General features: G+C 58.3%; 12 protein-coding genes and 1 pseudogene. 10 read left to right on the top strand and 3 right to left on the bottom strand.

The window, feature by feature from the left end:
• Window positions 1–487 precede the first annotated feature (487 nt).
• The 6 genes from AC1MEA_RS15745 (at window position 488) to AC1MEA_RS15720 (ending at window position 6,461) form a co-directional block, all read left to right on the top strand.
• Entirely contained in the window at window positions 488–940 is a 453-nt protein-coding gene (locus AC1MEA_RS15745; RefSeq protein WP_480416709.1) for a MarR family winged helix-turn-helix transcriptional regulator, read from the top strand.
• On the top strand, window positions 937–3,021 hold the full coding sequence (locus tag AC1MEA_RS15740; protein WP_480416708.1) for an FUSC family protein: 2,085 nt from the start codon (window positions 937–939) through the stop codon (window positions 3,019–3,021). The genes AC1MEA_RS15745 and AC1MEA_RS15740 overlap by 4 nt, the downstream gene beginning before the upstream one ends.
• Window positions 3,018–3,227 (top strand): DUF1656 domain-containing protein, encoded by a 210-nt coding sequence (locus AC1MEA_RS15735; protein WP_480416707.1) that lies wholly within the window; start codon window positions 3,018–3,020, stop codon window positions 3,225–3,227. Before AC1MEA_RS15740 ends, AC1MEA_RS15735 begins: the two co-directional genes overlap by 4 nt.
• A complete protein-coding gene (locus AC1MEA_RS15730; protein ID WP_480416706.1) occupies window positions 3,224–4,114 on the top strand; it encodes an efflux RND transporter periplasmic adaptor subunit in 891 nt (296 codons plus the stop codon). The genes AC1MEA_RS15735 and AC1MEA_RS15730 overlap by 4 nt, the downstream gene beginning before the upstream one ends.
• Complete coding sequence (locus AC1MEA_RS15725; protein ID WP_480416705.1) at window positions 4,111–5,550, top strand: efflux transporter outer membrane subunit; 1,440 nt, start codon at window positions 4,111–4,113, stop codon at window positions 5,548–5,550. The genes AC1MEA_RS15730 and AC1MEA_RS15725 overlap by 4 nt, the downstream gene beginning before the upstream one ends.
• An 89-nt stretch (window positions 5,551–5,639) precedes the next feature.
• Entirely contained in the window at window positions 5,640–6,461 is an 822-nt protein-coding gene (locus AC1MEA_RS15720) for an aldo/keto reductase (protein ID WP_480416704.1), read from the top strand.
• A gap of 308 nt (window positions 6,462–6,769) precedes the next feature.
• Here the strand turns inward: AC1MEA_RS15720 and AC1MEA_RS15715 are convergent, their stop codons facing one another.
• Window positions 6,770–7,882: a hypothetical protein gene (locus tag AC1MEA_RS15715; protein WP_480416703.1), complete on the bottom strand. Its 1,113-nt coding sequence runs from the start codon at window positions 7,880–7,882 to the stop codon at window positions 6,770–6,772.
• Window positions 7,883–8,353: 471 nt separating this feature from the next.
• Here AC1MEA_RS15715 and AC1MEA_RS15710 point away from each other — a divergent pair.
• From AC1MEA_RS15710 to AC1MEA_RS15695, 4 genes and pseudogenes are all read left to right on the top strand, one after another.
• Window positions 8,354–9,103: pseudogene (locus AC1MEA_RS15710) on the top strand (methyl-accepting chemotaxis protein); the annotation flags it as partial.
• A gap of 219 nt (window positions 9,104–9,322) precedes the next feature.
• Window positions 9,323–10,036 carry a methyl-accepting chemotaxis protein gene (locus tag AC1MEA_RS15705; protein WP_480918152.1) on the top strand — a complete coding sequence of 238 codons (714 nt, stop codon included), beginning with the start codon at window positions 9,323–9,325 and terminating at the stop codon, window positions 10,034–10,036.
• Between the two features lie 101 nt (window positions 10,037–10,137).
• A complete protein-coding gene (locus AC1MEA_RS15700) occupies window positions 10,138–11,157 on the top strand; it encodes a transporter (RefSeq protein ID WP_219061453.1) in 1,020 nt (339 codons plus the stop codon).
• Between the two features lie 153 nt (window positions 11,158–11,310).
• Entirely contained in the window at window positions 11,311–12,927 is a 1,617-nt protein-coding gene (locus tag AC1MEA_RS15695; RefSeq protein WP_480416702.1) for an inorganic phosphate transporter, read from the top strand.
• 10 nt (window positions 12,928–12,937) lie between these two features.
• Here the strand turns inward: AC1MEA_RS15695 and AC1MEA_RS15690 are convergent, their stop codons facing one another.
• Together AC1MEA_RS15690 and AC1MEA_RS15685 are read right to left on the bottom strand one after the other, a co-directional pair.
• Entirely contained in the window at window positions 12,938–14,110 is a 1,173-nt protein-coding gene (locus AC1MEA_RS15690; protein WP_480416701.1) for an HlyD family secretion protein, read from the bottom strand.
• On the bottom strand, window positions 14,107–15,774 hold the full coding sequence (locus AC1MEA_RS15685) for an MFS transporter (protein WP_480416700.1): 1,668 nt from the start codon (window positions 15,772–15,774) through the stop codon (window positions 14,107–14,109). The genes AC1MEA_RS15690 and AC1MEA_RS15685 overlap by 4 nt, the downstream gene beginning before the upstream one ends.
• Window positions 15,775–15,879: the final 105 nt, after the last annotated feature.

The following is a 15,879-nucleotide window of genomic DNA, read 5'->3' as shown; positions in this document are numbered from 1 at the left end:
CCAGCGGTGTTGTCCTTGCTATCGGCTGAATCAATGATTGGTGAAACTCAATCGCCAGCCTAATGACGTCAATAAACAGGCGATCCACTGCAAGGCCACTATTAAGGCATCATTTGATGGCGACATCAGGATGAATCAAAGGTTCACCACAGCCTGCATTAATAAAGGACCGAGGTCCGAAACCCTGTGTCATTTTTTTGAATGAGCGCGTGACAAAGGCGCCCAATACCGTTTTTTATTACCGACAAGCGGTAGTCATTTACTCAGAATCCACTGCTCTTTTTGCCAGAGCAAAGCTCTGGACCGGGCATCTTGCGCATGAATGGGGATGATCACAAAGTCACTGAGGTGGGTGCCCACGCACGTCAGCCGTGTGTGACTGCCTGAACATGCAAGATGACGGTTGACGGCACAGCAACAGTGTTACAAACTATTTATAGTTAGCAAGCTAATAATGTGACTTCAAACTATTATCACTGGCAACGCCATGACTCTCGATATTCTCCAAATGAGCATCAGCCGCGGCATCGTGGCAGCGTCCCGTCACTGGCGGCGCATCTGTCACACGACGCTTGTCGACTACGGCATCTCCGAAGCGTGCGCGATGCCTTTGCTGATGATTCTGCGCTTGGGCGACGGCGTGCGCCAAGTGACCGTGGCCCAAGCCGCCGGGATGGAAAGTCCTTCGCTGGTGCGCTTGCTCGATCAATTATGTGCAGCAGGCGTGGTCTGCCGCACCGAAGACCCCACTGACCGTCGCGCCAAATCCTTGAACTTGACCGAGAAGGGCCGCGAGCTGGCGTTGTCGATTGAAAATGAATTGCTTCGTCTGCGCAGGGACGTGCTCAAAAATGTCGACATCGTGGATCTCGAAGCCACCCTGCGGGTGCTGAAGGCATTTGAAGATGCGGGCCATCACAACACGGTGTGGGCATCTTGAGCGGTTTTTTTACCGGCGTACCGCCAGCACGTGACTGGTTCTATGGCGTGCGTACCTTCGCCGCCTCAATGATCGCGCTGTATATCGCATTGATCATGGAAATGCCTCGGCCTTATTGGGCCATGGCCACGGTCTATATCGTTTCCAGCCCCTTTGTTGGCCCGACCAGCTCCAAGGCGCTCTACCGGGCGCTTGGAACCTTTGTCGGCGCGGCGGCGGCGGTCTTTTTCGTACCCTTGTTCGTGCAGACCCCGTTTTTACTGGCCATCGTGATCGCCCTCTGGACCGGGACCTTGCTGTTCCTCTCGCTGCACCTGCGCACGGCCAACAGTTACGCGCTGATGCTCGCGGGCTACACCCTGCCGCTGATTGCCTTTCCGGTTGTGGATAACCCGCTGGCGGTGTTCGACATCGCGGTTTCACGCACTGAGGAGATTTTCCTCGGGATCGCCTGTGCTGCCGTGGTGGGCGGCATGTTCTGGCCCCGCCGACTGGCGCCAGTGATGCTGGGTACGGCTGGCAACTGGTTTGCCGACGCCACCGCTTACAGTGAGCTTTTTTTGGCGCGCACTCAGGCCCCGGAAGACATTGGCCGCCTTCGCACCTCGATGGTTGCTACGTTCAATACGCTGGAACTGATGATCGGTCAGTTGCCTCACGAAGGTGCGCGACCTCAGACAATGCGCAACAGTAAAGAACTGCGCGGACGGATGATTCACCTGTTGCCCGTTGTCGATGCACTCAACGACGCCCTTTTGGCTCTGGAAAAACGCACCCCCGAACAGGCCGAACGCCTGGCGCCGCTGCTGGCAGAGACCTGCGCCTGGTTGCACAGCACCCGCGAGGGCGCGCCGGTCGAACATTGGCAGGCGCTGCGCGATCATCTGGAGCGCTTGCAACCCAGCTCGGCGCAGCTGGATGATCGACATCAATTGCTGCTGTCCAACGCCCTCTACCGACTCGGCGAATGGATCGACCTGTGGCAAGACTGTCGCAGCCTGCAACATGCGTTGCGCACTGACGACCAATCCTCGTGGCGCGCGGTCTATCGACACTGGCGTCTGGGCCGGCTGACGCCGTTTTTTGATCGCGGGTTGATGCTGTATTCCGTGTTTTCCAGCGTCACCGCAATCATCGTCGCGTCAACGTTGTGGATTCTATTGGGCTGGACCGATGGCGGCAGCGCGGTGATTCTGGCCGCTGTGGCGTGCAGCTTCTTCGCTGCCATGGACGACCCCGCACCGCAGATCTATCGCTTCTTTTTCTGGACAGCGATGTCGGTGCTGTTCGCCAGTCTCTATCTGTTCCTGGTGCTGCCCAACCTGCATGACTTCCCGATGCTGGTGCTGGCCTTTGCCATCCCCTTCATCGTCATCGGCACCTTGACCGTGCAGCCGCGTTTCTATTTGGGGACCCTGCTGACCATCGTCAATACGTCCTCATTCATCAGTATTCAGGGCGCCTACGACGCCGACTTCCTGGCCTTCGTCAACACCAACCTGGCGGGGCCGGTGGGGCTGTTATTCGCGTTTGTCTGGACCCTGGTGGTACGCCCCTTCGGCGTTGAATTAGCCGCCAAGCGTCTGACCCGTTTCAGCTGGCGCGACATTGTCACCCTGAGCCAGCCGGCGACACTGGCCGAGCATCGACGCATGGGCGTGCAGATGCTCGACCGCCTGATGCAGCATTTACCGCGTCTGACCATCACCGCTCAAGACACCGGGGTTGCCCTGCGTGAACTGCAGGTCGCCCTCAACTTGCTGGATTTGCAGGCGTATATCCATCGGGTACACGCGGTGCCCCAAACGCTGCTACAACAGGTGATCGATGAGGTCGGCGTTTATTTTCAGGCCTGTCTCAAAGCCCACCAACGCTTGCCCGCGCCCAAAGGTCTGTTGATGACCATGGACCGCGCGCGGCGCTCGTTGACCGCGCAATGGATGGACGACGATCCAACCCGCACCCACCTGCTGCATGCATTGAGCGGTCTGCGCCTGGCGCTGCTGCCTGGCGTCGAAATCGTGGCCGCAGGTAAAACCGAAGAACAACCGCCCTATGGCATCGACGGAGCGCCTTTATGATCGGTGATCTGGATATCAGCGGGGTGATCGTGCCCACGCTGATGGTACTGATGGGCATCACGTATTTGCTTTATCTAGCGGTGCACGCACTGCTGACGCGCGCCCACTTCTATCGCCTGGTCTGGCACCGGGCATTGTTCAACGTAGGTCTATACGCTGTGTTGCTCGGCGCTGTGGATACTCTCAGTCGATACCTGATGAAATGAAAAAACCCTTACTGACATTGGGCCGAGTGGTCCTGACCCTGCTTATCGTGACCTTCGCCACTGTCGTGGTCTGGCGCATGGTGATGTATTACATGTTTGCGCCCTGGACCCGCGACGGTCGTATTCGCGCCGACGTGGTGCAGATTGCGCCAGACGTTTCCGGCCTGATTCAGAAGGTCGAGGTGACCGACAACCAGGTGGTGACCAAGGGCCAGGTCCTGTTCACCATCGATCAGGACCGCTTTCACCTGGCCCTGCGTCAGGCCAAGGCGACAACGGCCGAACGCCAGGAAACCTATGAACAGGCCCGTCGTGAAAACAAACGCAACCGGGGCCTGGGCAATCTGGTCGCCCAGGAACAACTGGAAGAAAGCCAGTCTCGCGAAACGCGTGCATTGTCGGCCTTGAGCGAGTCACAGGTTGCGGTCGATGCCGCACAACTGAACCTGGACCGCTCGGTGATCCGCAGCCCGGTGGACGGTTACCTCAACGACCGCGCACCGCGTTCGCAGGAGTTTGTCACCGCTGGCCGTGCCGTTCTGTCGGTGGTCGACGGCACCTCGTTTCATATCGACGGCTACTTTGAAGAAACCAAGCTGTCTGGCATCCACATCGGCCAGGCTGTGGATATCCGTGTGATCGGTGATAGCGCACGCTTGCGCGGTCATGTGCAGAGCATCGTCGCCGCTATCGAAGACCGTGATCGTAGCAGCGGCACCAACCTGCTACCCAACGTCAACCCGGCGTTCAGCTGGGTACGGCTGGCACAACGGATTCCCGTGCGAATCGCCTTCGACAGCGTGCCGGATGACTTCCGCATGATCGCCGGGCGTACTGCCACGGTGTCGATCATCGAGGACGCTCACCCTCAGGAGACCGCGCAATGAAACAAGGCGCACGTCTGGCGACCGTAGGCCTGGGTTTGCTGTTGTCCGCCTGCCAGATGGTGGGGCCGGACTATCATCTGCCCAAGGACGCCGCACTGAACCGTCCGGATTTGCAGGGCGAAATCGCGGGTCAGGGTGCCAATGCGATGTCAGCGCCGGTACCGGCAGATTGGTGGCGACTGTATCAGGACCCTCGGCTCGATGAGCTGGTACGTCAGGCCATGGCCTCCAACACCGACCTGCGGGTAGCGGCCGCCAATCTGGCCCGGGCCCGGATGCAAGTGGAGGAAGCCCAGTCTTTGGGGGGATTCCACAGCGGCGTAAAAATGGGCGCACAACGCTTGCAGGAATCGGGTGAAGCCTTTCTGTTGGCCGATAAAGTACCCGTGGCCAATGTCGGCGACATCGGCATCAGCACCTCTTACCAGTTCGATCTGTTCGGCACCCTGCAGCGCGGCATCGAAGGCGCACAAGCCAATGCCGATGCGACCCAGGCCGCAGCGGACACCGCGCGTATTACCCTGGTGGCCGACGTTGTGCGCGCTTACACCCAGGTCTGCGCCGCCAATGAAGAGCAGAACATCGCCCTGCATTCGCTGGACCTGCAACAGCAAAGCCTGACCATGACCCAGCGCCTGCGCGACGCGGGGCGTGGGGATGAAACCCAAGTCACTCGCTCACAAACCCAATTCAAATCCCTGCGTGCCGAATTGCCGCGCTACAACGCCGCCCGTCAGGCCGGGCTGTTTCGCTTGTCGATGCTGCTGGCCAAACCGCTGGCACAACTGCCTGCTGGCGTGACGACATGCGCTGAACTGCCCCACATCGCACAGCTCATGCCCGTCGGCGACGGTGCCGCATTGCTCAAACGCCGACCCGATATTCGGCAGGCAGAGCGTCGACTGGCAGCCGCCACCGCGGATATCGGCGTGGCCACCGGCGCGCTGTACCCGGACATCAGCATTGGCGCGAGCATTGGCACCGTGGGTATCCTGGAAAACCTCGGCAAGCCGGCGACCAATCGCTGGGGTTTTGGCCCGTTACTGAGCTGGACGGTGCCATCGAACGGCTCCCGTGCGCGTGTCCACGAAGCCGAAGCCTCGACCCAAGCCGCGCTGGCGCATTTCGATGGCGTGGTGCTCAACGCGATCCGCGAAGCCCAGACCGGCCTGGCGCAATACACCGCCCTGCTGGAGCGGCGCGATGCGCTGGCCGACGCCGAGCAGTCGGCCCGGCAAGCGGCCGATCAGACTCACCGCTTCTTCCAGGCTGGCCGCGCCTCATTCCTTGCCGACCTACAAGCTACGCGCACCTATACTGATGTCCGTGCCCAATTGGCCTCGTCTAATACCCAAGTCGCCATGGGCCAGATCGATCTGTTTCTGGCATTAGGCGGGGGCTGGGAGAACGGCCGCACGGCAGTGGTGAATAAATAACCGACATCACCGCTTTTCCCGGCCCGTTTTGAACCTGCACGTGATCCTGCTGCCAGAATAAATATCACCCACTGATTGTAGGAGATCACATGCAAACCCTCGAATTGGCTGGTTCATCCGTCCCCGTCATCGGCCAGGGCACCTGGCAGATGGGCGAAGATCCGCATCAACGAAAACAGGAAGTGGCCGCGTTGCGTTTGGGCATCGAACACGGCATGACCCTGATCGACACCGCTGAAATGTACGCAGAAGGCGGTGCCGAGGAAGTGGTCGGCGAAGCCATCACCGGGCAGCGCGACCGCGTGTTTCTGGTCAGCAAGGTCTACCCGCACAACGCCAGCCGCACCGGTATAACGGAAGCGTGTGAACGAAGCTTGCGGCGCCTAGGCACAGAACACATCAACCTGTACCTGCTGCACTGGCCCGGCCAACACCCGCTGGAGGAAACCGTCGAAGCCTTTGAACGCCTGCGCGAAGCCGGCAAAATCGGTGGCTGGGGCGTCTCCAATTTCGACGTCACCGACATGGCGCACCTGGCCAACCCGGCCTGCGCGACCAATCAGGTGCTCTATAACCCTGAACAACGCGGCATCGAATTCGACCTGTTGCCCTGGGCGCAGATCCACCTCATGCCGCTGATGGCCTACTGTCCCATCGCGCAGGCCGGGCACCTGCTGAAAAACCCGGTGCTGCAGGACATCGCTGCCCGGCATGACGCCACCCCCGCCCAGATCTGCCTGGCCTGGGTGCTGCGCAATAAGGGCATCATCGCGATTCCCAAAGCCGTCAAGCCCGAGCACATACGCCTCAACGCTGCCGCCGCGCAGTTGACCCTGACCGCCGAAGACCTGCACGCCATCGACAGCGCCTGGCCGGCGCCCACTCGCAAGCGAGTGCTGGCGATGGTGTGAGCCGCTGCTTAAGCGGTCACGGACACACCCGACTATCCGCCGAACAGCCTCATCAGCGTGCGGCGGATTACCACGGGAGGAAGCACTACGCCATTGGATCGCGATCAACGTCTTGGTAGCTCCCCGCGATATAAGTATTGTCTGGCCGCGAAGGGATCATCGCCAGTTGCACTTTGACGTTATTCTCTTTATGAGCCCTCCAGCGCTATGGCTAACAAATGCCTGGGTTTCGGTACCCCCGGTCAATTCCGGGTCGGTGTAGAAGTGCAGCTTGGCCGGAGGTTTCTAATTAAAAAGGGGTCTCGAACTTAAAAGCACTTTTGATTCACAACTGAAGGACCCACTTCATCATAGTCTTTACGGGTAATCCACATTGTTTGAAAGGTGCTGAGCGAAGCGAGTATAGAACCACCAAGCCAAACGCTGTATTTACGTTCAGGTGGTGCAATAACCTTAATTTTCATGGTGGAAGGTGCTAGCTTGGTGATTTCCTTTTGCAGCCTTTCAGCCATGCCCGAAAACAGTGTAGAGCCACCAGTTAAAACGATATTGTTATAAAGCTCTTTTCGAATATCAACATCGCACTTCATGATGCTGTTAAACATCGTATCATGAATTCCATGGGCTTCGGATCCAGTTAGTGAAGGTGTAAACAACACCTCCGGGCACTGGAAACGTTCGGTACCCACAGTGATTTCTTGGCCATCTTCCAGTTCATACGATTTCTGAAGACTGCTGGAGGTCGCTGCTCCTTGCATTTCAGCCTCAAAATCCACTGCGACGTAACACAGCTTCTCTTTGATCTCCTGAACAATTGAAGACTCTGCCTTTGTGGCAAAAGAGTAGCCGCTTTCTGACAGCATTGTAACCAGGTAGTCCGTCAGGTCTCGCCCTCCAATGTCCGTCCGCAGGACTGCGTGAGGTAACGCATAGCTTTCGTAAATCGGAACAGCACGAAAAAAGCTATCGCCCACCTCCAAAACTATCCCCGTTGTACGTCCTGAGGCATACAGAGCCAAAACCGCTTGAATCGAGAGATAACAAGCGCGGCAATTAAATACCTCAAATAATATTTTAACCACTTTCTCCCGGTTACTCGTTGGATTAAGCGGCGGTTCCGTCAAGAGTATTTCATACTCGGTAGGCTTCACTTTTAATACGTTGTCAAATACATGGCGTAGAATGAGCTCGAAATCGTCCCAGTCATTGATAACGTCATGCTCTACCGGGTAGCTAAGTTTCAATGTATCCCTTTTAGCTAGCGCTTCCTCACCCACGTACACTGCCTTTGGGTTTGCATCAGCCGATTTTGGCCTGCCTACTACTGTGGGAAATACCGCTGGACTGTCTTCACCGGCGAAACCCACCTTCATCGTGCTACTGCCAATATCAATAACTATCGCCCGGGCGTCTTCACTCATGATGTATTGCTCCTATTATTTAATAATGACGGGCAGTCGCAATGATATTTGCATTAGCCCCCCAGTGATTGAGCGTATGGTCGTCATCATGCTGCCCGTTGTTCACGTACAGTTTCTCCAATAAGGTTTTTGCCGTCTACTGTCATATATGACAGTGCCCCATTCTCTTTTCGAATACTTTCTTATCTTTTTATAGTCATATTTATGAATGCTTTTGAGCATTCCGAATTCCGTGATCTGATCTGCCGCGGCCAGCGACCCGTCCGGTAGGGTTGACGACCTCTCGTCAACTACCGATAGGCAATAGCCCCCGGTGTCAGGACAGTTATTGCCTCTGCGAATTTTCTTGAGAAATCATACCGGGGGCGGAAAGAGATTGGCCGTGGCGTACTGTTCATCCGAACGAAAAACCGCATTGCTCAAGAAACCCCGGCGTCCGCCGACCTCTAGGTACGGCCTTGAAGGACAGGGATGTCTTTGCCGTACCCCGTTCCCCGCGTGGAATGCCTTATCCCTGGCCATGAGACACACCCCATGTTTTTGCAAAAATCCCTGAGAGCCCAGATTCTGGCGTTGCTCGGTGGCAGCCTGTTGGCGATCCTGCTGATCGCGCTGGCCTGTTTTCATTTCCTTTCCAATGGCCTGCAGAACTACAAAGGCCTGATCGACGGACCGCTGCACACATCGCAACTGCTCGATGAAGCTAACCTTCAATTCAAAATTCAGGTGCAGGAATGGAAGAACGTCCTGCTGCGTGGCAAGGAACCGGCAGAGCTGAATAAATACTGGGGACAATTCGAAGAGCGCCAACATCAGGTGCAAGACATCCTTGGGCGCCTCGCCAGCCAGACGACCCCCGAGCTGAAAACCCGGATCGATAAACTGCGCGAAGCCCATCGGGTGCTGGGCACTGCGTACCAGAAAGGTCGCGATGCGTTTGTAGCTGCTAACGGCGATCCTGTTGTAGGTGACACGGCAGTCAAAGGCCTGGATCGGGCCGCCAGTGAACAAATGAGTGAGTTGGTCGCCCAATTGCGCGAACAGGGCAACCAACAATCCGAGCACATCAGCGCGGACGCAAATCAAACCATTTTTCTCGGCACTGCGGTGATGCTGATGTCCGGGCTGTTGATCGGACTGCTGAGCCTGTGGCTGGTCAACCGCAATCTGATCGATCCAATCCGACGATTGATCGAATACGTCGCCCAGCTCAGCCAAGGTAAATTCGGTGAGCGCGTGAGCACCGCGCGTCAGGATGAGCTCGGCCGTCTGGCCGTGGCCGCCAACACGCTTCGGGACTTTCTGGCAGAGACCTTCAACCGCTTGAAGGGCAGCGCTACGGACCTGGATGGCGCCAGCAGTGAGTTGAATGCGATTGCACAATTGATCGCTCAGGGCACCAACGAGCAGTTCGAGCGGACCGATCAGGTCGCCACGGCGATGAACGAAATGTCCGCCACCGCGCAAGAAGTGGCCCGTCACGCAGCACAGGCGGCCGCTGCGGCGGACGACGCCGACCGCAGCGCCCAGCAAGGCGAACAGGTCATGCAGTCAACCATTGCCGCGATTACTCACATGCGTGGCGAGATATCCAATACGGCCTCGGTCATCCGTCAGTTGGAAACCGACAGCGGGCGGATTGGCAAAGTACTCGAAGTCATTCGTGGTATCGCCGAGCAGACCAATTTGCTGGCCCTCAACGCGGCCATTGAAGCGGCGCGCGCCGGCGATGCAGGCCGCGGGTTTGCCGTCGTCGCCGACGAAGTCCGCAGCCTGGCACAGCGCACCGCCGCCTCCACTGCCGAGATCAATCAAATCATCCACACCGTGCAGACCGGCGCCCTCGATGCAGTGAAGGCGATTGAGGGTGGCCAGTCTCGCAGCGAAGAAAGCGTCGAGCAGGTCACCGAAGCGGGCCATATGCTGCATCGCATCACCGAAGCGGTGGAGGCGATCCGCGACATGAACCGACAGATCGCCACGGCTGCCGAAGAGCAAACCTCGGTCGCCGAGGACATCTCGCGCAACCTGGTAGAAATCACTCAGATCGCCAACACCAACCAGGACAATGTAAAGCGCACCGAAACGGCCAGCCGTAACCTGCACAGCGTGTCGGGTCAGTTGAATGAGGTGACAGCGCGGCTGAGTGCCTGAGACACCGACTGAACTGTAACAAAACTGTCAAAACAGATTGCCATGATGCGGCTTTAGCAATCCTGTGTCCCTGACAGGCGTATTCAGGTCAGCGAGCCTTCATGAACAACAGCATCGTGCACAACCATCAGGATTCAGACCTGTTCGGCTTGATCTATGGGTTTCGTTTCCGCCCCGGCGAGCGGGGTCGGGAAATCGATTCGGCCGCCGCCCTGGAGTGTCTGCACACCCCGGGCGACCCTGAAGAGTTCATCTGGCTGCACTTGAACCTGGCCCATGCAGGCTGCCAGCGCTGGATGAAATCGCACCTTGAACTGCCGGAAGAGTTTTTCGAAGCCCTGCATGAAGGATCGCGCTCGACCCGCATCGAACACATCGATTCGTCGCTACTGGCAGTGGTCAACGATGTGGTGTTCAACTTCGGCATGGTGTCCTCGGACATCTCCACCTTGTGGGTCTGCACCCGCAGCCACATCATGATCAGCGCCCGCTTGCAGCCTCTGCATTCGGTAGACAGGCTGCGTCACTCGGTAAAACGCGGGGAGTGTTTCCGCTCGCCGCTGGAGCTGCTCGTGCATTTGCTGCGCGATCAAGGCGAAGTTCTCGAACAGATTGTGAGGAAAACCACGGTCAGCGTCGATCAGATCGAAGACCAATTGTTGTCTTCACGCCTGAGCGATAACCGCGCCGACCTGGGTGCCATGCGCCGGGTGCTGGTGCGCCTGCATCGACTATTGGCCCTGGAACCCAGGTCCCTGTTGCGCCTGCTCAACCGCCCACCGGCCTGGTTCCAGAAAGAGGACGTGCAAGAGTTGCGTAAATCCACCGATGAATCCGCACTGGTGATCAGCGACCTCACCGCGCTGGGCGAGAGGATCAAGCTGTTGCAGGAAGAAATCGCCGCCAAGCTCAACGAGCAGAGCAGCCGCACCCTGTTCACCTTGACCGTGGTCACCGTGCTGGCGCTGCCGATCAATATCATCGCCGGCTTCTTCGGGATGAACGTCGGCGGCATTCCACTGGCCACTGACCCCGAAGGCTTTTGGGTCCTGGTGGCGTTGGTCGCAACGTTCACCCTGATCGCGGGCCGCTGGGCCTTTCGCAAACGCGACGACTATTGAGCCTCCTTTTGTCTGAAAGAATGCTTTCGCAGTGTACAAACCTGGCGCCCTGACTTCCTCCGCCAGAGCTACAAAATCCAACTCCAACGCAAACCTGTCACACTTTGTAATGATCATGAGGCGAAACCCCCGACAAAAATAGGATTTCGTATCATGCCAAGCACCACATTGGCCTCGGATTCGCGGGCTCAGGCCCCTGCTTCAAGGCCGCATATAGACCGTAAGCCTAGCCTTGTCACCTGGATCATTTTTTTTGCGGTGCTTGGCAGCGGTCTTCTGTTCACCGCTTATAGCTTCATGAACGACGTGGACAATGTGGGATCGGTGGTCACCACCTGGACCCCCTTTCTGCTGCTGGGCGTGGCGCTGCTGATTGCGTTGGGTTTCGAGTTCGTCAATGGTTTCCATGACACCGCCAACGCCGTCGCCACGGTGATTTATACCCACTCGCTGCCGCCCAACTTTGCCGTGGCCTGGTCCGGCTGCTTTAACTTTCTCGGGGTATTGTTTTCCAGCGGTGCCGTGGCATTCGGAATCATCGCGTTATTGCCGGTGGAACTGATTCTGCAAGTAGGCTCTTCAGCCGGCTTTGCCATGATCTTTGCCCTGTTGATTGCCGCCATCCTGTGGAACCTCGGCACCTGGTGGCTGGGACTGCCCGCCTCTTCTTCCCACACACTGATCGGCTCGATCATCGGCGTGGGCGTGGCCAACGCCCTGATGCATGGCCGCGAGGGCACCAGCGGCGTGGACTGGAGTCAGGCGATAAAAATCGGTTACTCACTGCTGTTGTCGCCCCTGATCGGCTTTGCCTGCGCGGCATTGCTGCTGCTGGCCCTGCGCTTGCTGGTGAAGAACCGGGCACTGTACAAAGCGCCTAAAGGGAATGCACCGCCGCCGTGGTGGATTCGCGGCATGCTGATCGTCACCTGCACTGGCGTGTCGTTTGCCCACGGTTCAAATGACGGACAGAAAGGCATGGGCCTGATCATGCTGATCCTGGTCGGGACATTACCGATGGCCTACGCGCTTAACCGCACCATGCCCGAAAGTCAGGCGGTGCAGTTCGCTGCCGTGGCCCAGGTCACTCAGCAGGCCTTGACCAAAAGCGTGCCACTGCCTGCCCCGGCCGATTCTCGCCAGGAACTCTCCAATTACGTCAGCACTAAAAAGGCCACACCCGAACTCATCCCTGCCCTCGCGGTCATGATCGGTAAGATCGGTATCCAGGTGAACGGTTATGGCTCGCTGTCGAAAGTGCCTGCCGAAGCCATGGCCAACGTACGAAACGACATGTACCTGACCTCCGAAACGGTCCGTTTAATGACCGCGAACAAAGTCGGAAATTTTGACGCCGATACCCTGGATAAATTGCAGCTGTTTAAACAGCAGATCGATGGCGCGACCCGCTTCATTCCGCTGTGGGTGAAAATTGCGGTGGCGATTGCTCTTGGGCTGGGCACCATGGTCGGCTGGAAGCGCATCGTGATAACGGTCGGCGAGAAGATCGGCAAGACCCATTTGACCTATGCCCAGGGCGCTTCTGCGGAACTGGTGGCGATGCTCACTATCGGCGCAGCGGACATGTACGGCTTGCCGGTTTCAACCACTCACGTACTGTCGTCCGGTGTGGCCGGGACCATGGTCGCCAACGGTTCCGGGTTACAAATGCGCACAATCCGCAACCTGGTGATGGCGTGGGTGCTGACCCTGCCCGCTGCGATTCTGCTGTCCGGCTCGCTGTACTGGCTGTTCACTCAACTGTTCTGACGGGCTCATCTCAGGGCTGATCGTCATCAGCCGGATCAGGCGGTACTTCACCGCTCTGGCGGGTGTCGATGCTCACCACCACCGACATCCCCGGCCGCAAGCGTTTGGCCAAGGGTTGATCAGGGTCAACGACGATCCGCACCGGTATCCGCTGGGCAATCTTGACGAAGTTACCCGTGGCATTGTCCCCGGGCAGCAGGCTGAACTCCGAGCCTGCTGCCGGCGAAATTCGCTGCACCCTGCCCTGCATCTTCTGATGATCAAGGGAGTCGACAGTGAAGGTTACCGGCTGACCAAGGCGTACGTTGGCCATCTGGGTTTCTTTCATATTGGCGATAATCCACAGCCGATCCGGCACCAGCGCCATCAGTTGCGCCCCCGAATTGACATAAGCGCCCAACCGAACGCCGATCTGCCCCAACTGACCATCACGCGGGGCTGTAACCCGCGTGTTGGACAGGTCGATACGCGCCAGCTCGATGGCGGCCTCGGCATTGGCCACCGACGCCTCCAGCGAGCCACGATTGACGATCACGGTTTGCAGGTCCTGACGGGAAATCTCCAGCGAAGCTTGCGCCTCGGCGACGGCGGCGACAGCTTGGGCATTGTCTGCGCGGCTCAGGTCCAGGTCGCGCCTGGACACTGAGCCATCAGCGACCAGATCCTCGTTACGGCGCAAATCAGCGGCGGTCTTGCGGCCTTGCGCAATGGTGTTGGCCAGCGCGGCCTGTCGCAGGAGGATGGTCGCCTCGGCACTGCGACGCTGCTGCAGGTTGTTGGCCAGCGCCGCTTTCTGCACCGCCAGTTGGGCCAGCGCCTGATCCAGGTGCTGCTTGTAGATCCGGTCATCGAGGCGCACCAACACATCGCCGGCCTTGACGAACTGGAAGTCCTGCACGGGCACCTCAAATACATACCCGCTGAGCTGAGGCCCGATGATCGTCACCTGCCCCCTGACCAACGCGTTTTCCGTACTCTCGATGGCACTGCTGAACGGCGGCAGTTGCCAGGCGTAAAGCACGATCAATACGCCGATGAGCGCAATCGAGCCAAATATCAATGAAGAGAAAATTCGCACCCGCAACGGACGCGGCTGAGTACTCGGAGGTGCCGTGACGGGCGCCGGCGGTGGGCCTGAAGAGGCCGCTGGTGTGGCGCTTGCCGGGGTATTGGGCTCAGTCATGAAAGTTCAGCGCCACTGGAGGGATCGGAAGACGTCGTTGTCGGGGCAGGAGCGATTTTTTCGGTGGTCATTTTCAGCCAGAGGCTGCGCAGGAAAATCCAGATAAGGGTCAGCACTGCGATCAACGCGATTATCATGAATATATCGTTGTAGGCGAGAACATTTGCCTCACGGGTCGCCGCCGCAGCAAGGGTGCGAATCCCCTGATTGGTAAGCAGCGACGGGTCGGCAATGGCGGAGGCATAACTGCCGCTGGAGATTTGCAGGCGCGACTGCACCTGGGCATTGATCAACGTCAGGTGTTCGACGATGTGACTGGAGTGAAATTTCTCGCGCACAACCTGCAGCGTGCCCAATGCCGCCGACCCAATCAGCCCGCCAAGGCTTTGGGTGATACCGAACAACACCGAAAAGCTCACCAGATTACGCGGGTTGCCAATCACCCCGCTCATCCCCTGCACCAGGGTCGGACCGAGGAAAAAGGTACCCCCGAAGGCCAGCAGAAACTGGCTCAGGTACATGTTCTCGGGCCGGGTCAGATTGGTCGAACTGCTGTCCATCCAGGCACCCACGGCCATTGCCGCCAGCGAAATGATCACCGGCTTGAACAGGTGCTGCGGATCGATGGTCAGCGCACTGGCCGCCAGCCCCACCACGCTGCCCAGCAACATCACCAGATACAGGCTGTGCATCTGCTGGCTGCTCATGTTCAACGCCTGCAGAAAGCCCACCGCGCCGATGGACTGCTCCGACAACACGATACGAATCAACATCACGGCCAGGCCCAGACGAAGGATTCGGCCGCTGCCCAGCCAGCGGGTGATCAGCAAGGGATTGGTGCGGTTATGTTCGATCGCCAAGCCGGCAAGGACCAGCGCGATCGATGCCGCCGAGGCAATACCGATCCACGGCGCCTCGAGCCACCAGTCAATCCGTCCCAGCGACAGCACGGCGCACAACAAGGCAAAACCGCTGGCGAGCAGGCCGAAGGTGAGAAAGTCGAGTGCTTCAAACGCCTTGAACCGGTCGCCTGGGGGCAGTTTGAGCAGAAGCACGCAGCCCAGTGAGAGCAACGCCATGCCCAGTTCAAAAAGATAAAGGCCGCGCCATTCAGCGATTTGCAACAGGTCTTCGGACACCAGTCGCGCCAGAGGAATCGCCAGTTGCGCAGTGCCCAGGCCGAGGACCAGCGCCTTCATTCGCCATTTCTGCGGGAAGGCCTGAATCATGTAGTACAGACCCAACGAACTGAGTGCCGCGCCGACCATACCGTGGGCCGCACGCACGGCAACCGCCGACCCCAGATCGTTGACGAACAGATGCGCGAACGTCACCAGCGCATACAACACCAAAAACACTTCAGTGAATGCACGCAAGCCAAACTGCTGGCGGAACTTCACCAGCAGCAGGTTCATCGACACGTTGGTCATGACATACGCGGCGGGCAGCCAGGCAATTTCCGCAGTCGTCGCACCCAAAGCGCCTTGCAGGTACGGCAAATTGGCAACCACCAGTGCATTACCCAGACCGCCGGTCAACGCAACGATCACACCGACAATTGCAAACGCCCAACGTTTGCCCGTCGAGTGCAACGGCGTGGACGGGGAACCAGGCAGTGCCGGGCGCTCGTGGGGCGCCCAATGGCGAGGGGTGTACTCGTTCATCGAGTGGACCTGATGGAGTATCTCCTCAAATGTTCATGAACCGAGTGAGTCCAGATCAGTAAAGCGCGCGGTTAATGCGTAGTAAACCGTAGGACAGGAGTTCTT

The organism is Pseudomonas sp. ASL8 (genome assembly GCF_056680355.1).
Note: the sequence above shows the minus strand (reverse complement) of the source record. Positions and strands in the feature narration are given on the sequence as shown.